24 protein-coding genes are annotated in these 26,240 nt (G+C 64.4%); 15 read left to right on the top strand and 9 right to left on the bottom strand.

Annotated features, from left to right (window positions below; genetic code table 11):
• Window positions 1-66 precede the first annotated feature (66 nt).
• Window positions 67-1,713: a Na+/H+ antiporter gene (locus tag NY023_RS06065; protein ID WP_013971247.1), complete on the bottom strand. Its 1,647-nt coding sequence runs from the start codon at window positions 1,711-1,713 to the stop codon at window positions 67-69.
• Window positions 1,714-2,084: 371 nt separating this feature from the next.
• Here NY023_RS06065 and NY023_RS06060 point away from each other — a divergent pair, with 371 nt between their 5' ends.
• From NY023_RS06060 to NY023_RS06045, 4 genes are all read left to right on the top strand, one after another.
• On the top strand, window positions 2,085-2,432 hold the full coding sequence (locus NY023_RS06060) for an ArsC family reductase (RefSeq protein ID WP_013971246.1): 348 nt from the start codon (window positions 2,085-2,087) through the stop codon (window positions 2,430-2,432).
• 31 nt (window positions 2,433-2,463) lie between these two features.
• On the top strand, window positions 2,464-3,498 hold the full coding sequence (gene dapD / locus NY023_RS06055; RefSeq protein WP_013971245.1) for a 2,3,4,5-tetrahydropyridine-2,6-dicarboxylate N-succinyltransferase: 1,035 nt from the start codon (window positions 2,464-2,466) through the stop codon (window positions 3,496-3,498).
• A 120-nt stretch (window positions 3,499-3,618) separates the two neighbouring features.
• Window positions 3,619-4,824 carry a cysteine desulfurase gene (locus NY023_RS06050; protein WP_013971244.1) on the top strand — a complete coding sequence of 402 codons (1,206 nt, stop codon included), beginning with the start codon at window positions 3,619-3,621 and terminating at the stop codon, window positions 4,822-4,824.
• Window positions 4,821-5,231, top strand: coding sequence for a SufE family protein (locus NY023_RS06045; RefSeq protein WP_013971243.1), 411 nt, complete (start codon window positions 4,821-4,823; stop codon window positions 5,229-5,231). Before NY023_RS06050 ends, NY023_RS06045 begins: the two co-directional genes overlap by 4 nt.
• A gap of 111 nt (window positions 5,232-5,342) precedes the next feature.
• On the opposite strand, the gene tcdA is transcribed toward NY023_RS06045, so the two are convergent.
• Entirely contained in the window at window positions 5,343-6,152 is an 810-nt protein-coding gene (gene tcdA, locus NY023_RS06040; protein ID WP_161795758.1) for a tRNA cyclic N6-threonylcarbamoyladenosine(37) synthase TcdA, read from the bottom strand.
• 119 nt (window positions 6,153-6,271) lie between these two features.
• On the opposite strand from tcdA, the gene NY023_RS06035 reads away from it, so the two are divergent.
• The 4 genes from NY023_RS06035 to NY023_RS06020 all read left to right on the top strand — a co-directional run bounded on the left by NY023_RS06035 (window position 6,272) and on the right by NY023_RS06020 (window position 11,417).
• Window positions 6,272-8,863 (top strand): glycosyltransferase, encoded by a 2,592-nt coding sequence (locus tag NY023_RS06035; protein WP_013971241.1) that lies wholly within the window; start codon window positions 6,272-6,274, stop codon window positions 8,861-8,863.
• A gap of 198 nt (window positions 8,864-9,061) precedes the next feature.
• Entirely contained in the window at window positions 9,062-10,213 is a 1,152-nt protein-coding gene (gene dapE, locus NY023_RS06030; RefSeq protein ID WP_013971240.1) for a succinyl-diaminopimelate desuccinylase, read from the top strand.
• Window positions 10,213-11,025 carry a putative RNA methyltransferase gene (locus NY023_RS06025; protein ID WP_013971239.1) on the top strand — a complete coding sequence of 271 codons (813 nt, stop codon included), beginning with the start codon at window positions 10,213-10,215 and terminating at the stop codon, window positions 11,023-11,025. Before dapE ends, NY023_RS06025 begins: the two co-directional genes overlap by 1 nt.
• A gap of 17 nt (window positions 11,026-11,042) precedes the next feature.
• Window positions 11,043-11,417 (top strand): hypothetical protein, encoded by a 375-nt coding sequence (locus NY023_RS06020; RefSeq protein WP_003257701.1) that lies wholly within the window; start codon window positions 11,043-11,045, stop codon window positions 11,415-11,417.
• Window positions 11,418-11,539: 122 nt separating this feature from the next.
• On the opposite strand, the gene NY023_RS06015 is transcribed toward NY023_RS06020, so the two are convergent.
• Window positions 11,540-11,749 carry a cold-shock protein gene (locus NY023_RS06015; protein WP_003252255.1) on the bottom strand — a complete coding sequence of 70 codons (210 nt, stop codon included), beginning with the start codon at window positions 11,747-11,749 and terminating at the stop codon, window positions 11,540-11,542.
• 231 nt (window positions 11,750-11,980) lie between these two features.
• Here NY023_RS06015 and plsB point away from each other — a divergent pair, with 231 nt between their 5' ends.
• The 5 genes from plsB to NY023_RS05990 all read left to right on the top strand — a co-directional run bounded on the left by plsB (window position 11,981) and on the right by NY023_RS05990 (window position 16,918).
• Window positions 11,981-14,467 carry a glycerol-3-phosphate 1-O-acyltransferase PlsB gene (gene plsB / locus NY023_RS06010; protein ID WP_013971238.1) on the top strand — a complete coding sequence of 829 codons (2,487 nt, stop codon included), beginning with the start codon at window positions 11,981-11,983 and terminating at the stop codon, window positions 14,465-14,467.
• Between the two features lie 80 nt (window positions 14,468-14,547).
• A complete protein-coding gene (locus NY023_RS06005; RefSeq protein WP_013971237.1) occupies window positions 14,548-14,922 on the top strand; it encodes a YbaY family lipoprotein in 375 nt (124 codons plus the stop codon).
• A 39-nt stretch (window positions 14,923-14,961) separates the two neighbouring features.
• Window positions 14,962-15,675, top strand: a complete 714-nt coding sequence (locus NY023_RS06000) for a hypothetical protein (protein ID WP_230684640.1) — start codon at window positions 14,962-14,964, stop codon at window positions 15,673-15,675.
• Between the two features lie 121 nt (window positions 15,676-15,796).
• A complete protein-coding gene (locus NY023_RS05995) occupies window positions 15,797-16,195 on the top strand; it encodes a YbaY family lipoprotein (RefSeq protein ID WP_015269180.1) in 399 nt (132 codons plus the stop codon).
• Window positions 16,196-16,228: 33 nt separating this feature from the next.
• Window positions 16,229-16,918, top strand: coding sequence for a DUF4197 domain-containing protein (locus NY023_RS05990; RefSeq protein WP_013971235.1), 690 nt, complete (start codon window positions 16,229-16,231; stop codon window positions 16,916-16,918).
• Window positions 16,919-17,171: 253 nt separating this feature from the next.
• Here NY023_RS05990 and NY023_RS05985 read toward each other — a convergent pair whose 3' ends face one another.
• On the bottom strand, window positions 17,172-20,237 hold the full coding sequence (locus tag NY023_RS05985; RefSeq protein ID WP_013971234.1) for an efflux RND transporter permease subunit: 3,066 nt from the start codon (window positions 20,235-20,237) through the stop codon (window positions 17,172-17,174).
• Window positions 20,238-20,243: 6 nt separating this feature from the next.
• Window positions 20,244-21,344: an efflux RND transporter periplasmic adaptor subunit gene (locus tag NY023_RS05980; protein ID WP_013971233.1), complete on the bottom strand. Its 1,101-nt coding sequence runs from the start codon at window positions 21,342-21,344 to the stop codon at window positions 20,244-20,246.
• Between the two features lie 193 nt (window positions 21,345-21,537).
• On the opposite strand from NY023_RS05980, the gene NY023_RS05975 reads away from it, so the two are divergent.
• Window positions 21,538-22,179, top strand: coding sequence for a TetR/AcrR family transcriptional regulator (locus NY023_RS05975; protein ID WP_013971232.1), 642 nt, complete (start codon window positions 21,538-21,540; stop codon window positions 22,177-22,179).
• 129 nt (window positions 22,180-22,308) lie between these two features.
• Here the strand turns inward: NY023_RS05975 and NY023_RS05970 are convergent, their stop codons facing one another.
• Window positions 22,309-23,085 carry a class I SAM-dependent methyltransferase gene (locus NY023_RS05970; RefSeq protein ID WP_024086389.1) on the bottom strand — a complete coding sequence of 259 codons (777 nt, stop codon included), beginning with the start codon at window positions 23,083-23,085 and terminating at the stop codon, window positions 22,309-22,311.
• A 103-nt stretch (window positions 23,086-23,188) separates the two neighbouring features.
• Here NY023_RS05970 and NY023_RS05965 point away from each other — a divergent pair, with 103 nt between their 5' ends.
• Entirely contained in the window at window positions 23,189-23,809 is a 621-nt protein-coding gene (locus tag NY023_RS05965) for a hypothetical protein (protein WP_023662151.1), read from the top strand.
• A gap of 12 nt (window positions 23,810-23,821) precedes the next feature.
• Here NY023_RS05965 and NY023_RS05960 read toward each other — a convergent pair whose 3' ends face one another.
• The 3 genes from NY023_RS05960 to NY023_RS05950 are packed head-to-tail and all read right to left on the bottom strand — an operon-like array spanning window position 23,822 to window position 26,239.
• Entirely contained in the window at window positions 23,822-24,511 is a 690-nt protein-coding gene (locus NY023_RS05960) for an extensin family protein (protein ID WP_013971229.1), read from the bottom strand.
• Entirely contained in the window at window positions 24,511-25,341 is an 831-nt protein-coding gene (locus NY023_RS05955; protein WP_013971228.1) for an oxaloacetate decarboxylase, read from the bottom strand. Before NY023_RS05955 ends, NY023_RS05960 begins: the two co-directional genes overlap by 1 nt.
• A 28-nt stretch (window positions 25,342-25,369) precedes the next feature.
• On the bottom strand, window positions 25,370-26,239 hold the full coding sequence (locus NY023_RS05950) for a DUF72 domain-containing protein (protein ID WP_013971227.1): 870 nt from the start codon (window positions 26,237-26,239) through the stop codon (window positions 25,370-25,372).
• Window position 26,240 lies beyond the last annotated feature (1 nt).

Genomic DNA, 26,240 nt, shown 5'->3' with positions numbered 1-26,240 from the left:
TGCACCGCGTCGCCTGATTCGCGGGTAAACCCGCTCCCACAGGGCCGCAAAGCGGCCCCTTGGGGTCTACCTGACTGACCCCAGGTTTGCTTCACTCATATCCAGCTCACCCAGCACCTGCCTCACCACTTCATCCCCCACCAGATGCTGGCGATGCAGTTCATACAGCTCCAGCCGCTGGGCCCGCAGCGCCCGCAGGCGCAAACGCCGCTCCAGCAAGTCCATCTGCTCAGCCAGGGCCTTGGCCTCGGCGCTGTCATTGTAGCTGTCCAGCTCATCGCGGTATTCCGCCATCAAGCGCGCCTTCAACTCGGTCGCCAGGGTCGCCTGCGCGGCATCCTGCGGCGCGTTGCTGTCGATCACTTCCTCTGCCTCCAGCGCATGGATCGCCGCCTCGGCCGTCCGTCGCCAGGCCTCCTGCACTTCCTGGTGCAAGCGCTCGTCCGGGCTCTTGGTCACCCCGCGCAGCAACAGCGGCAGCGCGATACAAGCGCTGATCAATGACAACAGGATCACACCGGCCGCAATGAAGATCAGCAAGTCACGCTCCGGGAAGGCCTTGCCTGCTCCCATAAGCAACGGGATCGACATCACACCGGCCAGGGTAACCGCACCGCGCACACCACCCAGGGTCAGCAGCCAGCAGGAGCGCGCCGTGGGCATCAGCACCAGCGCCGGCTTGCCGCGCCAGCGGCGTACCACACCGATCGAGCGCCAGATGCTCTGGACCCAGATGAACCGCAGCAAGATCAGCGCCACAAAGATCGCCACCACGTCCAGGCAGCGCCAGGCCAGGGTCGGCCATACGGTGGGTTCATGGCTGACCACGGCCTTGATGATGTCCGGTAACTGCAGGCCCAGCAGCAGGAAGATCAGGCCGTTGAAAGCGAACTCCAGCAGCGACCACACACTGCGGTTGAGCAGGCGCGTGCTGGTCTGCCGTGGCAGCAGGTCGAGCCAACTCTGCATCATGCCAGCCGCTACCGCCGAAAGGATGCCCGACACGCCCAGGCGCTCGGCCAGCACGTAGGCAGCGAACGGCAGCAGCAACATGAACACCACGTGGGTGGCCGGGTCGTCCCAGCCGCGAGCGATCATCCAGGCACGCAGGCGGCCGATCAGCCAGCTCAGGGCCACGCCCACCGCCAGGCCACCCAGGGCGACCAGTACGAAGCTGAAGCTTGCGTCGGTCAGCGAAAACACCCCGGTGATCGCCGCCGCCAGGGCGAACTTGAAGGTCACCAGGCCCGAGGCATCGTTCATCAGGGCCTCGCCCTGGAGCATGTGCATCAGCGGGGTGGGCAGGCGGTCCTGGGTAATGGCCGAAACCGCCACGGCGTCGGTTGGCGACAACACTGCGGCCAAGGCGAAGGCCACGGGCAGCGGGATGCTCGGCAGCAGCCAGTGAATGAAGTAACCGGCCCCAACCACGGTAAACAGCACCAGGCCCACGGCCAGCGCCACCACCGGCCCACGAATGCGCCACAACTCGCGCTTGGGAATGCGCCAGCCGTCGGCGAACAGCAACGGTGGCAGGAACAGGAACAGGAACAGCTCGGGGTCCAGTGCCACATGCAGGCCCAGTGTCGGCCAAGCGAGCAAGGCACCAGCGGCGATCTGTACTAGCGGCAAGGGCAGCGGAATCATGCGGCCGACCAGCTTCGACACGCTGACCAGCGTCAGCAGGATGAGGACGGTGTAGGCGGACTGCATCCGGGAAAGCTTCCTTTGTGAACCAGAAACGACAACAGGGCGACACATCGCCATTGAAACAATATGTTAGCGGCGGTGGGCGATTCGGGGCCGCTGCACGATAGTCGCAGGTGGCGGATGAATATGTAACATGATGATACTTCGGTTTGTCGGTGGCGCAGGTTCGACCCCTTATCGCCCAGCAGATGCATGCCTTGAGCCTTGCAGTGTGTCGGAGACCGAGCGCCGCGCGGGCGGCGCTCGGTCTCCGACACACTGCAAGACCCAAGACATGCACACCCGTGGCGCTCACAGGATCGTTCCCGCATAATCCCGCGACTGAAATCGGAAAACGGAGAGATTGGGGCAGCCTGTGATCCCCAATGCACACAATGACCTACACGCTCTACGGCATTAAAGCCTGTGACACCATGAAAAAGGCACGTACCTGGCTCGAAGACCAGGCCATCGCCTACGAATTCCACGACTACAAGGCCCAAGGCATCGACCGTGACAGCCTGAACCGCTGGTGCGAGGAACACGGCTGGGAAGTCATCCTCAACCGTGCCGGCACCACCTTCCGCAAGCTGGACGACGCCAGCAAGGCCGACCTCGACCAGGCCAAGGCCGTCGAGCTGATGCTGGCCCAGCCGTCGATGATCAAGCGCCCGGTGCTCGACCTTGGCGCGCGCACCCTGGTCGGCTTCAAGCCCGACCTGTACGCCGCTGCCCTGGCCTGAGCCCCTACCCTATTTCGCACGAGGTAATCACATGTCCAATACCCTGTTCAGCCTGGCCTTCGGTGTCGGCTCCCAGAACCGCCAGGGCGCCTGGCTGGAAGTGTTCTACGCACAACCGCTGCTCAACCCGAGCGCCGAACTGGTCGCTGCAGTAGCCCCTGTTCTCGGATACCAAGGTGGCAACCAGGCCATCGCCTTCAGCAACGCCCAGGCCGCGCAACTGGCCGAAGCCGTGAAAGGTGTGGATGCCACCCAAGCCGCCCTGCTGACCCGCCTGGCCGAAAGCCACAAGCCGCTGGTCGCCACCCTGCTGGCCGAAGACGCCGCGCTGACCTCGACCCCAGAGGCCTACCTCAAGCTGCACCTGCTGTCGCACCGCCTGGTCAAGCCGCACGGCGTGAGCCTGGCTGGCATCTTCCCGCTGCTGCCTAACGTGGCCTGGACCAACCAGGGCGCGGTCGATCTGGCCGAACTCGCCGAACTGCAACTGGAAGCGCGCCTGAAGGGCGAGCTGCTGGAAGTGTTCTCGGTGGACAAGTTCCCGAAAATGACCGACTACGTGGTCCCGGCCGGCGTGCGTATCGCCGACACCGCCCGCGTGCGCCTGGGCGCCTACATCGGCGAAGGCACCACCATCATGCACGAAGGCTTCGTCAACTTTAACGCTGGCACCGAAGGCCCGGGCATGATCGAAGGCCGCGTTTCCGCTGGCGTATTCGTCGGCAAGGGCTCGGACCTGGGCGGCGGCTGCTCGACCATGGGCACCCTGTCCGGTGGCGGCAACATCGTCATCAAGGTTGGCGAAGGCTGCCTGATCGGCGCCAACGCCGGTATCGGCATTCCGCTGGGCGACCGCAACACTGTCGAAGCCGGCCTGTACATCACCGCCGGTACCAAGGTGAACCTGCTGGACGAGAACAACCAGCTGGTCAAAGTGGTCAAGGCCCGCGACCTGGCCGGCCAGACCGACCTGCTGTTCCGCCGCAACTCGCTGAACGGCGCGGTGGAGTGCAAGACCCACAAGTCGGCCATCGAGCTGAACGAGGCGCTGCACGCGCACAACTGAGACCCCTTCAACCGCTGCCGGAGCGAGCTTGCTCGCGAACAGCGGATTCTCAGCGTTTGAAATGTTAAGATCGGGTCTGGCACCACGCCAGACCCGATTTTCATTCCAGGCCCCGCGACCATGTTTCAGCCCTCCCCCTGGCGTGCCGATTTTCCCGCCATCGCCGCCCTGCAACGGCAGCACCAGACCTACCTGGACAGCGCCGCCACCACCCAGAAGCCGCAAGCCCTGCTCGATGCCCTGAGCCATTACTACGGCCATGGCGCAGCCAACGTGCACCGTGCCCAGCACTTGCCCGGCGCACTGGCCACACAGGCCTTCGAAACCAGCCGCGACAAGGTTGCCGCCTGGCTCAATGCGCCAGACTCGCGGCAGATCATCTTCACCCACGGTGCCACTTCGGCGCTGAACCTGCTGGCCTATGGCCTGGAACACCGCTTCGAGGCCGGTGACGAAATTGCCGTCAGTGCCCTGGAGCACCATGCCAACCTGCTGCCCTGGCAACAGCTGGCGCGCCGGCGCAACCTGCGTCTGGTGGTGCTGCCGCTGGATGCCCATGGCCGCATCGACCTGGACCAGGCGCTGCAACTGATCGGCCCGCGCACCCGGGTGCTGGCGGTGAGCCAGCTGTCCAACGTGCTGGGCACCTGGCAACCGTTACCGGCACTGCTGGCCCATGCCCGTGCGCAAGGCGCGCTGACAGTGGTCGACGGTGCCCAGGGCGTGGTGCATGGCCGCCATGATGTGCAGCAGCTTGGCTGCGACTTCTATGTGTTCTCCAGTCACAAGCTGTACGGCCCGGAAGGCGTGGGCGTGCTGTACGGCCGCAGCCAGGCGCTGGAGCTGCTGCACCATTGGCAGTTCGGCGGCGAGATGGTGCAACTGGCCGAGTACCACAGCGCCAGCTTCCGCCCGGCGCCGCTGGGGTTCGAGGCTGGCACGCCACCGATCGCCGGGGTGATCGGCCTGGGTGCGACCCTAGACTACCTGGCCAGCCTCGATGCCCAGGCACTCGTAGCCCATGAAACCAGCCTGCACCAGCACTTGCTGCGCGGCCTGGCAGACCGCGATGGCGTGCGCATCCTGGGGACGCCACAGGCGGCCCTTGCCAGTTTCGTCATCGAAGGCGTGCACAACGCCGACATCGCCCACCTGCTGACCGAGCAAGGCATTGCCGTGCGTGCCGGGCACCACTGTGCGATGCCGCTGCTGAAGGGCTTGGGCCTGGAGGGCGCGATCCGCGTGTCATTGGGGCTGTATAACGACAGCGATGACTTGCAGCGTTTCTTCGAGGCGTTGGATCAAGGCCTGGAGCTGTTGCGATGACCTTGCCCGATCAGGCGCGCCAGGCGCTGGAAGCTTTCGAGCAGGGCAAGGGTTGGGAACAGCGTGCGCGGCTGCTGATGCAGTGGGGCGATCGGCTGGAACCGCTGGCTGATACTGAAAAGACCGAGGCCAACCGGGTGCATGGTTGCGAAAGCCTGGTATGGCTGGTGGCCGAGCAGGCCGAGGGTTTGTGGCGGTTCAAGGCCAGCAGCGATGCACGCCTGTTGCGCGGGCTGCTGGCGTTGTTGCTGGTGCGGGTGCAGGGGTTGGCCAGTGAAGAACTTGCCGGGCTCGATCTGCGTGAGTGGTTTACTCAGCTGGGCCTGGAGCGCCAGCTTTCGCCATCGCGCAGCAATGGGCTGCATGCGGTGTTGCAGCGGATGGCGGAGCTGGCGTCCAACCGTTGAATCGGTGCTGGCTTCTTCGCGGGCTCGCCCGCTCCCACAGGACCTTCACCTATCTTGAGAGAGATGCAGTACCTGTGGGAGCGGGCAAGCCCGCGAAGAAGCCCACGCGGTCTATTCAGGCTTGACCCGCTCCGAAGGCCGCCGCGCCCCCGCTACCAGTTTTTCCACCGCCTTGCTCGCTGCCACCATGCCAAAGGTCGCGGTCACCATCATCACCGCGCCAAAGCCACCCGAGCAGTCCAGCCGCACGCCCTCGCCCACGAAGCTTTTCTGCAGGCAAACGCTGCCATCGCCCTTGGGGTAGCGCAGCTGTTCACTGGAGAACACGCATGGCACGCCATAGTTGCGGCTGACATTGCGCGAGAAGTTATAGTCGCGGCGCAGGGTGGAACGCACCCGCGAGGCCAGCGGGTCGTTGAAGGTCTTGTTCAGGTCGGCGATCTGGATCTGTGTCGGGTCGATCTGCCCACCGGCGCCCCCCGTGGTGACGATGGCGATCTTGCGCCGCCGGCACCAGGCAATCAGCGCCGCCTTGGCCATGACGCTGTCGATGCAGTCGATCACACAGTCGAGGTTCTCGGTGATGTACTCGACCATGGTGTCGCGGGTGACGAAGTCAGCGACAGCATGCACCGTACACCCCGGGTTGATCGCCCGCAGGCGCTCGGCCATGACCTCGACCTTGGGCCGCCCCACCTGCCCTTCCAAAGCATGGGCCTGGCGGTTGGTGTTGCTGACGCACACATCGTCAAGGTCGAACAGGGTGATCTCGCCCACGCCACTGCGTGCCAGCGCTTCCGCCGCCCACGAGCCTACTCCGCCAATGCCGACCACGGCCACATGGGCCTGGCCCAGACGGTGCAACCCCTGGTCGCCATACAGCCGGGCAACGCCGGCGAAGCGTGGATCTTCTGTGCTCATGTTCATACCCCAAAAAACCGGCGCGCATTATATGCCAGCGGGCCCATGGCCTGCATCGTTAGGAAAGAGACTACCAACCCTGCTTTAATGTCCTATCACTTCGACACATATGGACGACAATGTCTTCACGTAAATTCGGCCTGAACCTGGTCGTGGTCCTGGCCATCGCCGCGTTGTTCACCGGGTTCTGGGCACTGATCAACCGCCCGGTCTCCGCCCCCGCCTGGCCAGAGCAGATCTCTGGCTTCTCGTATTCACCCTTCCGCCTGGGCGAAAGCCCGCAGAAGGGCCAGTACCCCAGTGACGACGAGATGCGCCAGGACCTGGAGCAGTTGAGCAAACTGACCGACAGCATCCGGATCTACACCGTGGAGGGCACCCAGGCGGATATCCCGCGCCTGGCCGAGGAATTCGGCCTGCGGGTGACGCTGGGCATCTGGATCAGCCCGGACCTGGAGCGCAACGAACGCGAAATCGCCACGGCCATCCAGCTGGCCAACACCTCGCGCAGCGTGGTGCGGGTGGTGGTCGGCAACGAGGCGCTGTTCCGCGAAGAAGTCACCCCGGAAAACCTGATCAAGTACCTGGACCGGGTACGCGCAGCGGTCAAGGTGCCGGTAACCACCAGTGAGCAATGGCACATCTGGAAGGAAAACCCGCAGCTGGCCAAGCACGTCGACCTGATTGCCGCGCACATCCTGCCGTACTGGGAGTTCGTACCTATGAAGGATTCGGTCGAGTTCGTGCTCGACCGTGCCCGCGAGCTGAAGCACCAGTTCCCGCGCAAACCCCTGCTGCTGTCGGAAGTCGGCTGGCCGAGCAACGGCCGCATGCGCGGCGGCGCCGATGCCACCCAGGCTGACCAGGCCATCTACCTGCGTACCCTGGTCAACACCCTCAACCGCCGTGGTTACAATTACTTCGTCATCGAAGCCTACGACCAGCCGTGGAAGGCCAGCGACGAAGGCTCGGTGGGCGCCTACTGGGGCGTGTACAACGCCGAACGCCAGCAAAAATTCAACTTTGACGGCCCGGTGGTGGCAATACCGCAATGGCGCGCCCTGGCGGTGGCCTCGGTAGTGCTGGCGATGATCGCCCTGATGGTACTGTTCATCGACGGTTCGGCCCTGCGCCAGCGCGGCCGCACCTTCCTGACCTTCATCACCTTCCTGTGCGGGTCGGTGCTGGTATGGATCGCCTACGACTACAGCCAGCAATACAGCACCTGGTTCAGCCTGACCGTAGGCGTGCTGCTTGCCCTCGGCGCGCTGGGCGTGTTCATCGTGCTGCTGACCGAGGCCCACGAACTGGCCGAGGCAGTATGGATACACAAGCGCCGGCGCGAATTCCTGCCGGTGCAGGCCGATAGCGCCTACCGGCCCAAGGTATCGGTGCATGTGCCGTGCTACAACGAGCCGCCGGAGATGGTCAAACAAACCCTCGATGCCCTGGCCGCGCTGGACTACCCCGACTACGAAGTGCTGGTGATCGACAACAACACCAAGGACCCGGCCGTGTGGGAGCCGCTCAAGGCCCATTGCGAGAAGCTCGGCGAGCGCTTCAGGTTCTTCCACGTCGCGCCCCTGGCCGGTTTCAAGGGCGGCGCATTGAACTACCTGATCCCGCATACCGCCAAGGACGCCGAAGTGATCGCGGTGATCGACTCGGACTACTGCGTCGACCGCAACTGGCTCAAGCACATGGTGCCGCACTTCGCCGACCCGAAGATTGCCGTGGTGCAGTCGCCGCAGGACTACCGCGACCAGCACGAAAGCGCCTTCAAGAAGCTGTGCTACAGCGAGTACAAGGGCTTCTTCCACATCGGTATGGTCACCCGCAACGACCGGGACGCGATCATCCAGCACGGTACCATGACCATGACCCGCCGCAGCGTGCTGGAAGAGCTAGGCTGGGCCGAGTGGTGCATCTGCGAGGACGCCGAACTGGGCTTGCGGGTATTCGAAAAGGGCCTGTCGGCCGCCTATGCCCACAACAGCTACGGCAAGGGCCTGATGCCCGACACCTTCATCGACTTCAAGAAGCAACGCTTCCGCTGGGCCTACGGCGCCATCCAGATCATCAAGCACCACGCCAGCGCCCTGCTGCGCGGCAAGGGCAGCGAGCTGACCCGCGGCCAGCGCTACCACTTCCTGGCCGGCTGGCTGCCGTGGATCGCCGATGGCATGAACATCTTCTTCACCATCGGCGCGCTGCTGTGGTCGGCGGCGATGATCATCGTGCCGCACCGGGTCGACCCGCCGCTGATGATCTTTGCCATTCCGCCGCTGGCACTGTTCTTCTTCAAGGTCGGCAAGATCATCTTCCTCTACCGCCGCGCGGTAGGGGTGAACCTGAAAGATGCCTTTGCTGCGGCGCTGGCCGGGCTGGCACTGTCGCATACCATCGCCAAGGCGGTGCTGTACGGGTTCTTCACCAGCAGCATGCCGTTCTTCCGCACACCGAAGAACGCCGACAGCCACGGGCTGCTGGTGGCGATTTCCGAGGCGCGGGAAGAGCTGTTCATCATGTTGCTGCTGTGGGGCGCAGCGCTGGGCATCTACCTGGTACAGGGGCTGCCGAGCTCGGACATGCGCTTCTGGGTGGCGATGTTGCTGGTGCAATCGTTGCCTTATGTGGCGGCGCTGGTGATGGCGTTCCTGTCTTCGCTGCCCAAGCCTGGGGAAAAGGCCGCCGAGGCGCAGCAGGCCTGAGATCCTGGGGCCGCTTTGCGCCCCTTTCGCGACACAAGGCCGTTCCCACAGGTATTGCACACGCCTGATGGGCTGTGGTGATCCTGTGGGAGCGGCCTTGTGTCGCGATAGGGCCGCAAAGCGGCCCCAATGGCCCATCGGTTTGATATAAGATAACGCCCTCAGATTTCCCCGCCTTGCCTTGCCCCGGAGTTCCCCATGACGGCCCCTGCCGAGCTCTCGCCTACCCTTCAACTGGCCTGCGACCTGATCCGTCGCCCCTCGGTCACCCCCGTCGACGCCGACTGCCAGGCGCAGATGATGAACCGCTTGGGCGCCGTAGGCTTCCAGCTCGAGCCGATGCGCATCGAGGACGTCGACAATTTCTGGGCCACCCACGGCAGCCAGGATGGCCCGGTGCTGTGCTTCGCCGGCCACACCGACGTGGTACCCACCGGCCCGGTGCAGCAATGGCAGCATGAGCCGTTCGAAGCGCTGATCGACGCCGACGGCATGCTCTGCGGTCGTGGCGCCGCCGACATGAAAGGCAGCCTGGCCTCCATGGTGATTGCCAGCGAACGCTTCGTGCAGGACTACCCGGACCACCGCGGCAAGGTCGCGTTCCTGATTACCAGCGACGAGGAAGGCCCGGCCCACCATGGCACCAAGGCCGTGGTCGAGCGCCTGAAAGCACGCAACGAGCGCCTGGACTGGTGCATCGTCGGCGAACCCTCCAGCACCACCCTGCTGGGTGACGTGGTCAAGAATGGCCGCCGTGGCTCGCTGGGCGCCAAGCTGACCGTGCGCGGCAAGCAGGGCCATGTGGCCTACCCGCACCTGGCGCGCAACCCGATCCACCTGGCCGCTCCGGCCCTGGCGGAACTGGCGGCCGAGCACTGGGACGAAGGCAACGCGTTCTTCCCGCCGACCAGTTTCCAGATCTCCAACCTCAATTCCGGCACCGGCGCCACCAACGTGGTCCCCGGCGAGCTGACCGCCCTGTTCAACTTCCGTTTCTCTACCGAGTCCACCGTCGAAGGCCTGCAGGCGCGGGTGTCGGCGATCCTCGACAAGCATGAGCTGGACTGGTCGATCGACTGGGCGTTGTCGGGCCTGCCGTTCCTTACCGAACCGGGCGAATTGCTGGACGCCGTCTCGGCCAGCATCAAGGGCGTCACCGGCCGCGACACCCAGCCGTCGACCAGCGGCGGTACCTCCGATGGGCGCTTCATCGCCACCATGGGCACCCAGGTGGTCGAGCTCGGCCCGGTCAACGCCACCATCCACCAGGTGGATGAGCGGATCCTGGCCAGCGATCTCGATCTGCTGACCGAAATCTATTACCAGACTCTGGTCCGGTTGCTCGCCTGATGCTCGCCTGCCCTCTTTGCCAGGCGCCACTGAGCCGGCTCGACAACGGTGTGGTGTGCCCGGCCGGCCACCGCTTCGACCGGGCCCGCCAGGGTTACCTGAACCTGCTGCCGGTGCAGCACAAGAACAGCCGCGACCCGGGTGACAACCAGGCCATGGTCGAAGCCCGCCGCGATTTCCTCGACGCCGGCCACTACGCGCCGGTGGCGCGCCGCCTGGCCGAGCTGGCCGCCGAGCGCCAGCCCGGGGCCTGGCTGGACATCGGCTGTGGCGAGGGTTACTACACCGCGCAGATCGCCCAGGCCCTGCCGGCCGCCGACGGCTACGCCCTGGACATCTCCCGTGAGGCGGTCAAGCGTGCTTGCCGCCGAGCGCCCGAGGTTACCTGGATGGTCGCCAGTATGGCCCGCGTGCCGCTGGCCGACGCCAGCTGCCAGTTCATCGCCAGCGTATTCAGCCCGCTGGACTGGGCCGAGGCCAAGCGCCTGCTCAGTCCCGGCGGCGGCCTGATGCGGGTCGGCCCCACCAGCGGCCACCTGATGGAGCTGCGCGAAGTGCTCTACGATGAAGTACGCCCTTACGCCGACGACAAACACCTGGCCCTGGTCCCCGAAGGCATGGTCCACGCCCACAGCGAAACCCTGGAGTTCCGCCTGAGCCTGGCCGCGCCCAAGGCCCGCGCCGACCTGCTGGCCATGACCCCGCACGGCTGGCGCGCCAGTGCCGAAAAGCGTGCCCGGGTGATTGACCAGCCCGAGCCGTTCGAAGTCACGGTTTCAATGCGTTATGACTATTTCGTGCGCCAAGACTGAGCACACCCGGAGCCCTTATGCGCCAACCTGATATCGAGATCTACCTGAAGGACGCCGACGTCGACCACAAGCAGATTGCCGAGTGGCTCGCCCAGGCAATCGGCCCATGCAGCGAATGGAAGCAGAAAGGCCATACCTTCAAATGCCAGGCCGGTAACATTCCGGTCACCTGGTTACCCAAGGCTGTAGGGAAATGGAACAGCCTGTACCTGGAAAGCGACCAGACGCCGTGGGCCGATGACGTTGCCTGCGCCCGCGCCGCATTTGCCGCACTGGGCGTGGAAGTGCGCTGCGCGCCAGGTGGCTGGGTGGAGGAAGATGGGGAAGAAGATGCCGACCGCTGGGTCCGCATCAGCGCCGACGGTGAAGAGGAAATCACCTGGCGCACCTGAATGCACTGCATTCTTTGTGGGAGCCCGGCTTGCCGGCGATGCAGGCAACACGGTGCCTGGCACCGGCTTCGCCGGTGATCGCCGGCAAGCCAGCTCCCACAACAAGCCTTACCGCATGAGGCTCAGAGGCCTACCACGTCCTCGGCTTGCAGGCCTTTCTGGCCCTGCACGCAGGCGTATTCCACCCGCTGACCTTCGACCAGGGTACGATGCCCCTCACCGCGGATCGCCCGATAGTGGACGAATACATCCGCACCACCTTCGCGCTGAATGAAGCCATAACCCTTGGCATCGTTGAACCACTTTACATTCCCAGTCTCACGAGACGACATCTGAACTACTCCGGATTTTTATTGTGAAGATCGCCTTGCAGACACAGAGTCCCTCCCTGTGTCGACGCCGCTTGCGCAAATATCTTGCAAGTGGCAGGCCGAGTATATGACACAGAACAAAAAAATTTGATGACCGTCGCGCCGTTCGGCGATTTTTGCTGAACTTGCGCGGATACGGCAGACTAATTGGCTGGATACCCACCTGAAAACCACCCCCAGGGCACACACCCCATGACCCGTTCCCCCCTGCGCCGCCTGATCTTCGGCGCCCTGCGTCGCCTGTTGTACCTGTGGGTGCGCTCCGAGACCATCAACCAGTCTTCCCTCACCCTCAAGCTCGACCGCAGCCGGCCGGTATTCTATGCCTTGCCCTCGCCCGCGCTCACCGACCTGGTCGTGCTCGACCATGAATGCACCAAGGCGGGCCTGCCGCGCCCGGTGCTGCCGGTGGCGGTTGGCCCGCTGCAGGAACCTGCGGCATTCTTCTACCTCACCCCGGACCCGGACTGGCTCGGCCGCCATGACAAGCGCGGTGCCCCACCCACCCTGGAGCGCCTGGTCGCCGCCATCAGCCAGCATGCCGAAGAGGATGCGCAGATCATTCCGGTCAGTGTGTTCTGGGGGCAGACCCCGGCAAGTGAATCCAGCCCGTGGAAGTTGCTGTTCGCCGACAGCTGGGCGGTTACCGGGCGCCTGCGCCGGCTGCTGACCGTACTGATCCTCGGGCGCAAGACCCGGGTGCAGTTCTCCGCGCCCATTCACCTGCGCGAACTGGTACAGCACAACAAGGGCCACGAACGCACCGTACGCATGGCCCAGCGCGTGATGCGCGTGCACTTTCGCAACCTGAAGACCGCAGTCATCGGCCCGGACATCTCGCACCGGCGCAACCTGGTCAAAGGCCTGATCCACGCGCCCCAGGTGCGCCAGGCCATCGTCGATGAGGCGCAGCGGGAAAACCTGCCGCTGGCCAAGGCCGAAGCCCAGGCCCTGCGCTATGGCAACGAGATTGCCTCGGACTACACCTACACCGCGATCCGCTTCCTCGAAGTGGTGCTGAGCTGGTTCTGGAACAAGATCTACGACGGCATCAAGGTCAACCACATCGAGCAGGTGCAAGGCATCGCACCCGGCCACGAAGTGATCTATGTGCCGTGCCACCGCAGCCACATCGACTACCTGCTGCTGTCGTACCTGCTGTTTCGCAACGGCCTGACGCCGCCGCACGTGGCCGCGGGCATCAACCTCAACATGCCGCTGGTGGGTAACCTGCTACGCCGTGGCGGCGCCTTCTTCATGCGCCGCACGTTCAAGGGCAACCCGCTGTACACCGCGGTGTTCAACGAGTACCTGCACACCCTGTACACCAAGGGCTTTCCGGTCGAGTACTTCGTCGAAGGCGGGCGCTCGCGCACCGGGCGCATGCTGCAGCCGCGCACCGGGATGCTGGCCATTACCCTGCGCAGCTTCCTGCGTTCATCGCGTACGCCAATCGTTTTCGTGCCGGTTTACATCGGCTACGAGCGCGTGCTCGAAGGCCGCACCTACCTGGGCGAGCTGCGCGGTGCCAGCAAGAAGAAAGAGTCGATCTTCGATATCTTCAAGGTGTTCGGCGCGCTCAGGCAGCGATTTGGCCAGGTGTACGTGAACTTTGGCGAGCCGATCCGCCTGGCCGGTTTCCTCGACCAGCAACAACCCGGCTGGCGTGAACAGGACCACGGCCCGCAGTACCGCCCGGCCTGGCTCAACGCCACCACCACCCGCCTGGGCGAAACCGTTGCCCGCCACCTCAACGAGGCGGCCGCTATCAACCCGGTCAACCTGGTGGCGCTGGCGCTGCTGTCCACCAGCCGCCTGGCCCTGGACGAGCGCGCCCTGACCCGCGTGCTCGACCTGTACCTGACCTTGCTGCGCCAGGTACCCTACTCGCCGCACACCACCCTGCCCGACGGCGACGGCCAGGCGCTGATCGAGCATGTGCGCGGGATGAACCTGGTGGCCGAGCAGAAGGACGCCCTGGGCCGCATCCTGTACCTGGATGAAGGCAACGCGGTACTGATGACCTATTACCGCAACAACGTGCTGCACATCTTCGCCCTGCCGGCGCTGCTGGCCAGCTTCTTCCTCAGCAGCTCGCGCATGAGCCGCGAACTGCTGGGCCAGTATGTACACGCGCTGTATCCCTACCTGCAGGCCGAACTGTTCCTGCGCTGGACGCCGGAACAACTGGATGCGGTGATCGACCAGTGGCTGGCCGCACTGGTTGAGCAAGGGCTGCTGCGCCAGGACAACGCCATCTACATTCGCCCGGCGCCCAGCTCGCGGCAGTTCGTGTTGCTGACCCTGCTCGCCCGCACTATCACCCAGACCCTGCAGCGTTTCTACATGGCCACCTCGCTGTTGCTCAACAGCGGGCAGAACAGCCTCAGCGCCGAAGAGCTGGAAGACCTGTGCGTGATGATGGCCCAGCGCCTGTCGATCCTGCACGGCCTGAACGCCCCGGAATTCTTCGACAAGACCCTGTTCCGCCACTTCATCCAGACCTTGGTCGAGCAAGGCGTGCTGCATGCTGACGCCCAAGGCAAGCTCGGTTATCGCAACAAGCTCGGCGAGCTGGCCGAAGGCGTGGCCAAGCGCGTGCTGTCCGCGGAGCTGCGCCTGTCGATCCGCCAGGTGGCATTGCACCGCGATGAGCCTGCGGAGGTTATACAGCGGTAGCTTTTCAGGCTGCTCTCAGCCCTTGGGAGGGATCAGGATCACGGTGCTACTTCAGCACATCCCTCTCAAGGAGCACCAACATGACTCAAATGAAGACGCTGGACGTTGAAATCGTTTCCTCTGGCGATAACACGCTCGCACCGTCCGGCCTGGTTGAATTGAAGCTGATCGATATTTCGAAGGCAGATGCGCGCTCCATCAGCCTTGCCGAGTTGCGTCTGCGCTGTGGCGGCCTGATGCCGATCAAACTGCCGCTGACGTTTGATACCAGCCTCATCGACCCACGCCGCAGCTATGCCCTCGCCGCGCGCATCGAGATAGACGGCCAACTGCGCTACATCACCACCAGCCGTCACTCGATAGAACCAGCCACGGTATCGGGTACACAACGGGTGACTGTCGACCAGATTGCCACCGAAAACGGTCGCCAGTTCAGCGACAACCTCGCTGAGTGACTGGCGCCTGTACCCATGACCGAACCGAGGAAAACCAACATGCTACCCGCCAACTTCATCGAGATCCGCGGGACCGTGCTTGTCCCGTCGTGCATCCATACAGCTGAAGGCGCACCGCACCTTGGCGTACGCGTACAGTTGGGCACGGATGAGAACAAGATCATCCTGGCCGCCTGGGGGTGCCAGACGCTTGGCGTCGCAATGCCTTTCAACTTGCTGCTGGACCGCAATAGCCTGCCGGAAGGTGCCGAACCAACGCTAGTGGCCAGTTATGGTGTTGGCGTCAATGAAGAGCCAAACAGCTTGAGCCTGTCGATGCCACTTGCAATCGACCAGCCTGAGCCAAACCCTCCCATGGTCCTGAGGATACCCGCCCAGCCTGGCGAGCAAAGTCAGCAGCCCCTGTCGCCCGCGATCATCGAGATGAAGAACATCATCGAGATTCCCGAAGAGTTGCTAAGGCCACAGGCGCTGATGACGTTCGGCCTGTATCGGACCCAGGAAGACGGTTACAGCAACAGAAGCTCCAGCTACATTGCCGGTGCCGCCCTGTGGCCGACACAGGGACCTGTGACGCTTACCACGTACCTGGATGGCAACACAGTCAATGACGACGAACCCTTGCATCTGCGCGTGGCCTACTACGACCCACATACCATGACCCCGTACGCCGGGAGAACGCTGCGCGGCCTGACCCTTCAAAGCGTTACCGAACTGGAGGCAATCAGCCTGCGACCGCCGCGCCGCAGCTGAATATTGCGCTTCGCCTTGCTCTCCCCCTCCTTGTCGCATCTTCATCAAGGACCCACCAGAAGAAATCCGCTAAAGTCCCTGGGGTTGGCCACAAGCCAACGCCAAGGACTTCGGAGATACCATGAAAAAGCTCTTTATGCTGTGTTGCGCATCCTTGCTAGCAGCCTGTTCCAGCCATACCCCGTCCAACCAGGCCAGCCTGGATGGCGAAGTCTTCTACCTGCAACGCAGTGCCCTGCCACCGGCCGCCACCCTCAGCGTGGAGCTGCAGGACGTCTCGCTGATGGACGCCCCGGCGGTTACCCTGGCCCGCCAGGCTGGCCCGGTCAAAGGCAACGTACCGCTGCCATTCCACCTCATCTACGACCCGGCCCAGGTCAAGCCAGGCCACCGCTATGCGGTAAGCGCGCGCATCGAGCTGGACGGCAAGCTGCTGTTCATAAACACCGAGCACCACGGTGTCATGCTCGACGGCAGTGACCCTCAGCCCGTGCGGATCAAGGTCGATCCGGTCCGCTGACACCCGTATTCATCTGTTTACAAGGAAAGCTTCATGATCCGCACTTCCCTGCGCTTCACCACCCTGTGTGCCGGCCTGCTGCTGTCGGCCAGTGCCCTGGCCCTGTCGCTGGGCGATCTGACCCAGAAAGACGCCACTGGCGGCCTGAAGGATGCCCTGACCCAAGGCGCACAATTGGCCGTCAAGCAGCTGAGCACCCCCGGCGGCTTCAGCGACAACCCCGACGTGCGCATCGAACTGCCTGGCAACCTGGGCAAGGCCGCCAAGGCGATGAAGATGTTCGGCAAGGGTGAACAGGTCGAGGCCTTGGAAGCCAGCATGAACAAGGCCGCCGAGGCTGCTGTGCCGCAGGCCCAGGCGATTCTGGTAGATGCCGTGAAGAACATGAGCGTGACCGATGCCAAGGGCATCCTCGCCGGCGGTGACGATTCGGCCACCCAGTACCTGAACAAGAGCAGCCGCGAGCAGATCCGCGCCAAGTTCCTGCCGATCGTCAAGCAGGCTACCGACAAGGTTGGCCTGGCTCAGCAGTACAACAACTTTGCCGGGCAGGCAGTGGCGTTGGGTGTGGTCGATGCCAAGAGCGCCAGCATCGAGAACTACGTGACTGAAAAGGCACTGGATGGCCTGTTTGAAATGATTGCCAAGCAGGAGCAGAGCATTCGTCAGAACCCGGCCGAAGCGGCTACAAGCCTGGCCAAGAAGGTCTTCGGCGCCCTCTGAGGGCCCCCTGGGGGCTGCTTTGCAGCCCATCGCCGGCAAGCCAGCTCCCACAGAGATAGCGCATGGCTTGAGGACAATGCGGTCGAGGTGGGAGCGGCTTTAGCCGCGAAGAATCCAACGCGGTGTATGGCACCGGCTGCGCCGGTGTTCGCGGCTAAAGCCGCTCCCACAGTGTCCCTGCTAACGAGTTATGTGCAGTTCTGTGGGAACTGGCTTGCCGGCGATTCGAGGGCAAAGCCCTCCCCTGCGGCCTTCAGCCCTTCTTCACCCTGAACCAAGCCGCATACAACGCCGGCAAGAACAGCAGGGTAAGCACGGTGGCCACGATCAACCCGCCCATGATCGCCACCGCCATCGGCCCGTAGAACACACTGCGCGACAACGGGATCATCGCCAGCACCGCCGCCAGAGCAGTCAGCACGATCGGGCGGAAGCGCCTCACCGTGGCTTCGATGATCGCTTGCCAGCGATCCAGCCCCGCCGCGATGTCCTGCTCGATCTGGTCCACCAGGATCACCGAGTTGCGCATGATCATCCCCGCCAGGGCAATGGTGCCAAGCATGGCGACAAAGCCGAACGGCTGGCGGAATACCAGCAAGAACAAGGTCACGCCAATCAGCCCCAGCGGCGCAGTGAGGAACACCATCACCGTGCGCGAGAAGCTGCGCAGCTGGATCATCAGCAAGCTCAGCACCACCACCACGAACAGCGGCATGCCGGCATTCACCGACTTCTGCCCGCGCTCGGAGTCCTCGACCGTGCCGCCCACTTCCAGCAAATAGCCGTCCGGCAGCTTGGCGCGGATGTCATGCAGGGTCGGCTCGATCTGCTTCACCAGCGTCGCCGGCTGCTCCTTGTCGTAGATATCGGCGCGCACGGTCACCGTCGGCAAGCGGTTACGGTGCCAGATGATGCCCTCCTCGAAGCCGTACTCCAGAGTCGCGACCTGCGACAACGCCACGCTCTGGCCATTGTCGGTCGGCAGTGCCAGGCTGCCGAGGTTGCCCAGCTCGCTGCGTTCCTGCCGAGTGCCGCGCAGCAGGATCTCGATCAACTCGTTGTCCTCGCGATACTGGCTGACCGTGGTGCCGGTCAGCGAGCTTTGCAGGAAGCTCGACAGGTGAGCGGTGCTCACGCCCAAGGCGCGGGCGCGGTCCTGGTCGATTTCGAGGAACACCGCCTTGCTCGGCTCTTCCCAGTCCAGGTGCACATTCACCACATGCGGGTTCTGGCGCACCTTGTCGGCCACTTCACGGGCCAGCGCACGGGCCTTCTCGATGTGCTCGCCAGTCACCCGGAACTGCACTGGGTACCCCACGGGCGGGCCATTTTCCAGGCGGGTGACCCGGGCACGCAGGTCGGGGAACTGCTGGTCCATGGTGCTGATCAGCCAGCTGCGCAGGCGCTCGCGGTCCTCCATCGACTTAGCCAGTACCACGAACTGGGCGAAGCTGGCCGCCGGCAGCTGCTGGTCCAGTGGCAGGTAGAAACGCGGCGAACCGGTGCCCACGTAGGCCACATAATTGTCGATACCTTCCTGCTGCTTGAGCAACGCCTCCAGTTGCTTGACCCGCTCGGCGGTGTTGGCCAGCGAGGCACCCTCGGCCAGTTTCAGGTCGACCATCAACTCCGGGCGCCCTGAGGCCGGGAAGAACTGCTGGGGCACGAAACGGAACAGCAGGATACTTCCTACAAAGGCGGCAATGGTCAGCAGGATCACCGTCTTGCGCCGCCGCACGCACCACTCCACCACACGCCGTACACGCTGGTAGAACGGTGTGGCGTAAGGGTCTGGCGCGTGGCCGTCCTTGCCATGACGGGAGGCATGCAGCTTGGCCAGGTCCGGCAGCAGGCGCTCGCCCAGGTAAGGCACGAATACCACGGCGGCGACCCAGGAGGTCAGCAAGGCGATGGTCACCACCTGGAAAATCGAACGGGTGTATTCGCCCGTACTGGAGGCCGCCGTGGCAATGGGCAGGAAACCCGCCGCCGTGATCAGGGTGCCGGTGAGCATCGGGAACGCGGTGCTGCTCCAGGCGTAGCTGGCCGCCTTGAGGCGGTCGTAGCCCTGCTCCATCTTGATCGCCATCATCTCCACGGCAATGATCGCATCATCGACCAACAAGCCCAAGGCCAGCACCAGCGCGCCGAGGGAGATCTTGTGCAGGCCGATACCGAAGTAGTGCATGGCGGCGAAGGTCATGGCCAGCACCAACGGGATGGCCAGCGCCACCACCAGCCCCGTGCGCAAGCCCAACGAGAAGAAACTTACCAACAGCACGATGACCAGCGCCTCGACCAGCACCTGGACAAACTCGCCCACGCCGGCCTTGACCGCCGCCGGCTGGTCCGAGACCTTGCGCAGTTCCATGCCGGCCGGCAGGCTGCGTGCCAGGCGCTCGAACTCGCTTTCCAATGCCTTGCCCAGCACCAGGATGTCGCCGCCGTCCTTCATCGAAACCGCCAGGCCAATGGCATCCTCGCCCATGAAACGCATGCGCGGTGCGGGCGGGTCGTTGAAGCCGCGGTGCACCTCGGCCACATCGCCGATACGGAAGGTGCGTTCAGCTATGCGGATGGGGAACTGGCGGATCTGCTCGACGCTGTCGAAGCGCCCGCTCACCCGCAGTTGCAGGCGCTCGCTGGGCGTTTCGAAGAAACCGGCGGTGCTGACCGCATTCTGCTCCTGCAGGGCCTGCTGCACGGCCTCCAGCGGCACGCCGAGGGTGGCCAGCTTGACGTTGGATAGCTCGATCCAGATTTTCTCGTCCTGCAGCCCGATCAGCTCGACCTTGCCCACGTCCTTGACCCGCTGCAACTGGATCTGGATACGGTCGGCATAGTCCTTGAGCACCGCGTAGTCGAAGCCCTCACCGGTCAGTGCATAGATATTGCCGAAGGTGGTGCCGAACTCGTCATTGAAGAACGGGCCCTGGATCTCCGGCGGCAAGGTGTGGCGTATGTCCGCGACCTTCTTGCGGATCTGGTACCACAGCTCGGGGATGTCCCTGGAATGCAGCGAGTCGCGGGCCATGAAGGTGACCTGCGATTCGCCCGGGCGGGAGAACGAGACGATCCGCTCGTACTCGCCGGTTTCCATCAGCTTTTTTTCGATGCGCTCGGTGACCTGACGCGACACTTCCTCAGCGGTGGCACCGGGCCACAGGGTACGAATGACCATGGCCTTGAAGGTGAACGGCGGGTCCTCACTCTGGCCGAGCTTGGTGTAGGACATGGCGCCAATGGCCGCCAGCAGGATCATCAGGAACAGGACGATCTGGCGGTTGCGCAGCGCCCAGGCAGAAAGGTTGAAACCCATCGGGACTTACTCCTTGGCCGTCAGGTTCACTACGCGGTTGGTACGGTCCACGGGGCGTATCTCCTGGCCCTCGCGCAATACATGGCCACCCGCGGCGACAACCCAGTCGCCGGGGGCGAGGCCTTCGAGCACGGGTACGCTGTCGGCGCCGTAGGGCCCCAGGCGCACCACTGCCCGCTCCAGGCGGCTGTCCTTGTTGACCCGCCAGACGTAGGCCTGGCCGTTTTCCGCTGTGACTGCCGACAGGGGCACCGCCAACGGGATCAGCCCTTCGTGGGCGATGAACACCCGGGCGCTCTGGCCCAGCTCCGCCGGGGTGTCGGCCGAGGTAAAGGCGATGCGGGCAGCGAAAGTGCGCGAACGTGGGTCGGCAGCCGGTGACAGCTCGCGGATACGCCCCTGGAAGCGCTCCTGCGGGTGCGACCATAGCTCCACGCTCACCGGCTGGCCCACGGCAAAGCGGGCGAACTGCTGCTCCGGCAGGCCGATGGCGACTTCCCGCTCGCCATCTGCGGCCAGGGTGAACACGGTCTGCCCTGCGCCGACCACCTGGCCCACTTCCACCTGGCGCTTGGCGATCACCCCGGCCTGCGGGGCGCGCAGCACAGCATATTCAGCCTGGTTACCAGCCACGTCGAACTCGGCCTTGGCCTGTTTCAGCCGGGCCAGGCCGGCACGGTAGAGATTTTCGGCGTTATCGAACTGGGAATGGCTGACCATTTGCCGGTCCAGCAGCTTCTGGTAGCGATCGCGCTCGGCGCGCACCAGCGACAGGTTGGCCTCGGCGGCTGCCAGCTGGGCACGGTTGGCCTCCAGTTGCAGGCGCACATCCTGCGGGTCCAGTTCGGCCAGCGGCTGGTCGGCCTTTACCCGCTGCCCCTCCTCGACCAGGCGCTTGCTGACCTTGCCGCCTATGCGGAAAGCCAGTTCCGGCTCGAAGCGTGCACGCACTTCGCCGGGGTAACTGTCGGCAGCGGCTTCGGCCGGCTGCGGCTGCACCACCAGCGCCGGGCGCGGCGCAGCCGGTGGGGCGGCTTCCTGGCCGCACGCCGCCAGCAACATCGCGGCAGCGGCAGACAGAGCAATGAACAAGGCAGGGCGCAACATGATGAATCCTTTCGCGATGGGTACATTCAATATTTGTACTGGGGAGTATATTAAGTCAGGCAACCGGCGCCGGGAAGGTAGGATGCATTGGTTTTTGCAGGATATGGCCGAAGCCCTGTTCGCCTGACACGCCAGAACGGTTCAACTCGAAGGCTGGCGCCTGACCCGTTAAGATGAGCGATTCTTCAACCAGATGCAGACCACAATGTCCAACGACGCACCCATCGGCCCGGGCCGGCCCAAGGACCTGGCCAAACGCGAGGCAATTCTCGAAGCAGCCAAAGCCCTTTTCCTCAGCCTCGGCTACGCCAACACCAGCATGGATGCGGTCGCTGCGGCGGCAGGTGTTTCAAAGCTCACCGTATACAGCCACTTCACCGACAAGCAGACGCTTTTCGGCTCGGCGGTAATGGCAACCTGCCAGATCCAGTTGCCCGACATGCTGTTCGAGTACCCCGAGGGGGTGCCGGTGGAAGAGGTGCTGCTGACTATTGCCCGTGGTTTCCAGGCGCTGATCAGCAGCGATGAGGCAGTCAAGCTCAGCCGCTTGATCATGGCCCAGGGCAGCCTGGACCCGAGCTTTGGCGAGTACTTCTACGAAGCCGGGCCCAAGCGCGTGCTGGCGGGGATGGAGGCACTGTTGCGAGGGGCGCATGAGCGCGGCCTGTTGCGTATCGACAACCCCCTGCGTGCGGCGGAGCACTTCTTCTGCCTGGTCAAGGGCGCACCGGATTACCGGTTGCTGCTGGGGTGCGCGGGGCCGCTGGAGGGGGATGAGGCCGAGGCGCATGTGCGCGAGGTGGTTGGGGTGTTCTTGCGGGCATTCCAGCCCTGATATCAGGCTGCCTGTGCGGGCCTCTTCGCGGGTAAACCCGCTCCCACAGGGTCGATGTGATCTTGAAGTTTGTACAGCACCTGTGGGAGCGGGTTTACCCGCGAAGAGGCCCGAACAGGCATAGCCAAATCAGGCCTTCAGCGCCTTCTTCGGGTAAATGTCATACCGGCTCGACTTGCCCTCCAGGCTGTGGCTCGGCTTGGGCCCGTCAATGATCGGCGCCTTGCGCGGCCGCTTCACCACCACCCGGTGGCTGGCCAGCGCCAGGGCGGCTTCGAGCAGGGCCGGGGCATCCAGGTCATCACCGACCAATGGGCGGAACACACGCATTTCCTTCTTCACCAGCGCACTCTTGTCCCGGTGCGGGAACATCGGGTCGAGGTAGATCACCTGGGGCGCCTCGCCTTCCCAGGCGCGCATGCGCTCGATGGCGTTGCCGGTCAGCAGGCGCATGCGCCCCACGATCGGCCCCACCTCTTCATCCGCACGGGCCCGCGCCAGGCCGTCCTCCAGCAGCGCGGCAATCAGCGGCTGGCGTTCGATCAGGGTCATCTGGCAGCCCAGGCTGGCCAGCACGAACGCGTCCTTGCCCAGCCCGGCAGTGGCATCCAGCACCTGCGGACGCACGCCCTGGGCAATGCCCACCGCCTTGGCGATCATCTGCCCGTTGCCACCACCGAACAGGCGCCGGTGCGCGGCCTGGCCTTCGACAAAGTCCACCCGCACCGGCCCCGGTGCCTGCGGGCCCAATTGCTGGATCTGCAAGCCATCGACGCCCACCTGTACGGCAAACCCGGCAGCATCGTCCTGCAGCGGCAACTCCAGGCGCTGTGCCCACGCAGCGGCTTGCGCCTCGAATTCAGCCGACAGCGCCTCGACCCGGATACCTGTGCCCTGCTCTTCCATCATTCACACCTAGAAATTAAACCCAGCCCTTAATGTATCGGCTACTTCGGCCGATACAGGCAATATCCCGCTATTCTGCCAGAGCACAACGCGCGCGACTGCCATGTCAGATACTCTTCCCATCGGCTTGACCTACCTGTCGCCTGTCGGCAACTACAGTCAGCACAACACTCAGGCACTCGGGGGCGTCAGCCACCTGTGGCAGGATTTCTTTGCCCGGGCCATGGCCGAGCAGCAGGAAGAGCCCGTAGACAGCGTCAGCCAGTCGTTCGTGCAATACGACCAGAGCAGTGGCGAGCCGATCGGCGGCGCCCGGGCGCTAGCCCTGATCGACGCCCAGCGTGCCTGCCCGGTGCATGACACCATCGTGGCACCGCCCGAGCCACTGTTCCTGCCCAAGGCAGAACTCGAAGCCAACCTGCTGCCGCCCGCCCCCGAACCGTTCAGCGCAGTCGAGCTGATCGAGCAGCAGCGCCAGCTCGATATCAGCAACAGCTGGCTACGCCCGGTGGTGATGAGCCAAGGTCACCCGATTGCCGAGCCCGGCCCCGGCCCTGTTCCGCGCTCGCTGTTCCTGCCGATCGCCGAGTTCGAGACCAACCTGCTGGACCCGGCGCCCGAACCGTTCGATGACACCACCCTGGCCAAGCAACAGAACGACCTGGAGTTCGACATTCACTGGGCACGCCCGGTGGTGCTTAACAACGTGCGCGCCCACGCCTGAACGCGCCCAGGCTCAGCGACAGATCTGCCAGCGGCCCATGTCCACATGAAAGTGGTTGTGGTGTGCAGCGTTGTAGTCCGGCCCAAGTACCGTGCTGAAGCTGTCACAAGCCGCCCGCTGCACCTGACGAAGGAATTCCGCTTTCTGCCCGCCCGCCTGCCAGTCCCGCGCAAGGACGATGCGCTGGCCGTCTCGCAGGCGAAAGCCACTGATGTCCAGGGCATCGGCCGTGGCGTGCTGGCTCAGCCGGCCCTGCTTGCGGTGGTAGACATTGCGGCAGGCAAAACTGCCCAGGTGGTCGACCTGAGCCACCGACTGCCCCAACACCCGTTGCGCCACAGGCTGCAGGCCATGGTTTTCGAACAGTGCATACGCCACTGCCAACGGACAACTGGCCAGGAAGCTGCCGCCGAGCCGCGCCTGACCACCGTCGATACGCCATACATTCCGCAATGGGCAGTTGGCAGTAGCCGAACTGTCGGCTTGTGCCCGGTAGCGCAGTTGGCTGGTTTGAAGTGCCAGGCGACACAGCGTCGGGTCATCGCGAAGGCGGGACAACTTGTATGGGGTCAGCAGGTTGGGGGGCTGACGCACGTCCAGCGGCGCCCACGGGTTCCACGCGGCGGGCAGCCGCCAACCCAGGTGCCAGGCCAGCCCCGCAAGCAGCGACAGGCTGGCCAGCAACGCCAGCACGGCCCTCATCAGCGGCGGAACAGGTCGTTGAGTTGTGCGAACGGCAGCGCCTGCTCCCCATAGCCGAAGGTGCCCTCATCGCGAATCTCCAGCGCGGCACGGTGGAAGGCCCCCAACGCGGCACGGGCAAGCGACGAGCCGACGCTGATGCGGCGTACACCCAGGTCCTGCAACTGGTTGACGCTCAGCGGCACGCCCGCCATGCCCATCAGCACATTCACCGGCCGTGGCGCGACGGCCTGCACCACCGCGCGGATTTCCTCGACAGTACGCAGCCCTGGCGCGTAGAGCACATCAGCACCGGCCTCGGCATAGGCCTGCAAGCGCCGGATGGTGTCGTCCAGGTCCATGCGCCCGTGCAGCAGGTTCTCTGCCCGGGCGCACAGGGTGAACGGGAACGACAGGCTACGCGCTGCCTGCACAGCTGCACGAATGCGCTCCACGGCCAGCCCGAAGTCGTAGATGGGCGCTTCACTGCGGCCACTGGCATCTTCGATGGAACCGCCTACCAGGCCACCCTCGGCAGCGCGCAGGATGGTCTGGGCACAATCTTCGGGCAGGTCACCAAAGCCGTTCTCCAAGTCGGCAGCCACCGGCAGCGGGGTGGCATCGACGATCTCCCCAGCATTATCAAGGGTATCGTCCAGGCTCAAGGCGCCTTCGGCGTCCGGACGGCCCAGGCTGAAAGCCAGGCCTGCACTGGTGGTGGCCAGCGCCTCGAAGCCCAGGCTGGCCAGCAACTTGGCCGAGCCGGCATCCCACGGGTTGGGGATGACGAAGGCGCTGTCGCGCTCGTGCAGGGCCTTGAAGGCTTCGGCTCGCAGGGTTTGCACATCCATGGTTCAACCTCCGGCAGTCAGGGGAAGGTCAGAGTAGCCCCAATTGTTCGACCTCGGGGGTGCGCGGCAATTCCGGCAACGCGGCAAGGCCCGGCAGGCGCTGCATCAGGCGTTGATGAAAGCGCTGGGCCAGTGCCGCGGCCAGGCGATTGTCCGAGGTATGCAGGAAGATGTAGGGGTTGCGGCCTTCCTCGATCCAGGCGGCGACCTTGTCCACCCAGGGGGTAAGAAAGGCCTCGTTGGCCTCCAGCTGCGGGTGGCCGATGAAGCGCACCTGCGGGTGCTGGCTGAAGGCTGCCGGGCGTGGCGGTACCTTGGGCTTCTTCGCCTGCGCATGCAGCACGGCAGGTTCACGAGAGGTGCAGCTGAACAAGGCGCGCGGGTCCAGGCAGATACGTTCCACGCCACGCTCATGCAGCAGGCGGTTTAGCAACCGCTCTTCTTCACCCTTGGCGAAGAAAGCCTGGTTGCGCACCTCCACGGCCACCGGCACTCCGACTTCGTCAAGGAAGTGGCAAAGCTCGCCCAGCCGTGCGGGGCTGAACTGGGCCGGCAACTGTAGCCAGTACGGCGCTACGCGCTGGCCCAGCGGGGCCATCAGGCGGGTGAAGTCAAAGGCCGGTTCCAGCTGATCACGCAGGTCGCCTTCATGGCTGATGTCCCGGGGGAACTTGGCAGTGAAGCGAAAGTGTTCGGGCATGATCTGCGCCCAGCGCGCAATGGTGCCGGGTGCGGGACGTGCGTAGAAAGTGGTATTGCCCTCGACGGCGTTGAACACCTGGCTGTAGTAGCCGAGCATTTCACCGCTGTTGGCGTCGGCGGGATACAGGTAGTCGCGCCAGGCGTTTTCGCTCCATGACGGGCAACCGAGAAAATAAGGCAGTGGTGATGGACTCATC

Source organism: Pseudomonas sp. NBB, from assembly GCF_032701105.1.
GTDB classification, from domain to species: Bacteria; Pseudomonadota; Gammaproteobacteria; order Pseudomonadales; family Pseudomonadaceae; genus Aquipseudomonas; species Aquipseudomonas asiatica.
Note: the sequence above shows the minus strand (reverse complement) of the source record. Positions and strands in the feature narration are given on the sequence as shown.

What these genes read in the sequence shown, in the direction of transcription:
- NY023_RS06065 (WP_013971247.1), bottom strand. Translation starts at nt 1,713, where the DNA reads ATGCAGTCCGCCTACACCGTCCTCATCCTGCTGACGCTGGTCAGCGTG.
- NY023_RS06060 (WP_013971246.1), top strand. Translation starts at nt 2,085, where the DNA reads ATGACCTACACGCTCTACGGCATTAAAGCCTGTGACACCATGAAAAAG.
- dapD (WP_013971245.1), top strand. Translation starts at nt 2,464, where the DNA reads ATGTCCAATACCCTGTTCAGCCTGGCCTTCGGTGTCGGCTCCCAGAAC.
- NY023_RS06050 (WP_013971244.1), top strand. Translation starts at nt 3,619, where the DNA reads ATGTTTCAGCCCTCCCCCTGGCGTGCCGATTTTCCCGCCATCGCCGCC.
- NY023_RS06045 (WP_013971243.1), top strand. Translation starts at nt 4,821, where the DNA reads ATGACCTTGCCCGATCAGGCGCGCCAGGCGCTGGAAGCTTTCGAGCAG.
- tcdA (WP_161795758.1), bottom strand. Translation starts at nt 6,152, where the DNA reads ATGAGCACAGAAGATCCACGCTTCGCCGGCGTTGCCCGGCTGTATGGC.
- NY023_RS06035 (WP_013971241.1), top strand. Translation starts at nt 6,272, where the DNA reads ATGTCTTCACGTAAATTCGGCCTGAACCTGGTCGTGGTCCTGGCCATC.
- dapE (WP_013971240.1), top strand. Translation starts at nt 9,062, where the DNA reads ATGACGGCCCCTGCCGAGCTCTCGCCTACCCTTCAACTGGCCTGCGAC.
- NY023_RS06025 (WP_013971239.1), top strand. Translation starts at nt 10,213, where the DNA reads ATGCTCGCCTGCCCTCTTTGCCAGGCGCCACTGAGCCGGCTCGACAAC.
- NY023_RS06020 (WP_003257701.1), top strand. Translation starts at nt 11,043, where the DNA reads ATGCGCCAACCTGATATCGAGATCTACCTGAAGGACGCCGACGTCGAC.
- NY023_RS06015 (WP_003252255.1), bottom strand. Translation starts at nt 11,749, where the DNA reads ATGTCGTCTCGTGAGACTGGGAATGTAAAGTGGTTCAACGATGCCAAG.
- plsB (WP_013971238.1), top strand. Translation starts at nt 11,981, where the DNA reads ATGACCCGTTCCCCCCTGCGCCGCCTGATCTTCGGCGCCCTGCGTCGC.
- NY023_RS06005 (WP_013971237.1), top strand. Translation starts at nt 14,548, where the DNA reads ATGACTCAAATGAAGACGCTGGACGTTGAAATCGTTTCCTCTGGCGAT.
- NY023_RS06000 (WP_230684640.1), top strand. Translation starts at nt 14,962, where the DNA reads ATGCTACCCGCCAACTTCATCGAGATCCGCGGGACCGTGCTTGTCCCG.
- NY023_RS05995 (WP_015269180.1), top strand. Translation starts at nt 15,797, where the DNA reads ATGAAAAAGCTCTTTATGCTGTGTTGCGCATCCTTGCTAGCAGCCTGT.
- NY023_RS05990 (WP_013971235.1), top strand. Translation starts at nt 16,229, where the DNA reads ATGATCCGCACTTCCCTGCGCTTCACCACCCTGTGTGCCGGCCTGCTG.
- NY023_RS05985 (WP_013971234.1), bottom strand. Translation starts at nt 20,237, where the DNA reads ATGGGTTTCAACCTTTCTGCCTGGGCGCTGCGCAACCGCCAGATCGTC.
- NY023_RS05980 (WP_013971233.1), bottom strand. Translation starts at nt 21,344, where the DNA reads ATGTTGCGCCCTGCCTTGTTCATTGCTCTGTCTGCCGCTGCCGCGATG.
- NY023_RS05975 (WP_013971232.1), top strand. Translation starts at nt 21,538, where the DNA reads ATGCAGACCACAATGTCCAACGACGCACCCATCGGCCCGGGCCGGCCC.
- NY023_RS05970 (WP_024086389.1), bottom strand. Translation starts at nt 23,085, where the DNA reads ATGGAAGAGCAGGGCACAGGTATCCGGGTCGAGGCGCTGTCGGCTGAA.
- NY023_RS05965 (WP_023662151.1), top strand. Translation starts at nt 23,189, where the DNA reads ATGTCAGATACTCTTCCCATCGGCTTGACCTACCTGTCGCCTGTCGGC.
- NY023_RS05960 (WP_013971229.1), bottom strand. Translation starts at nt 24,511, where the DNA reads ATGAGGGCCGTGCTGGCGTTGCTGGCCAGCCTGTCGCTGCTTGCGGGG.
- NY023_RS05955 (WP_013971228.1), bottom strand. Translation starts at nt 25,341, where the DNA reads ATGGATGTGCAAACCCTGCGAGCCGAAGCCTTCAAGGCCCTGCACGAG.
- NY023_RS05950 (WP_013971227.1), bottom strand. Translation starts at nt 26,239, where the DNA reads ATGAGTCCATCACCACTGCCTTATTTTCTCGGTTGCCCGTCATGGAGC.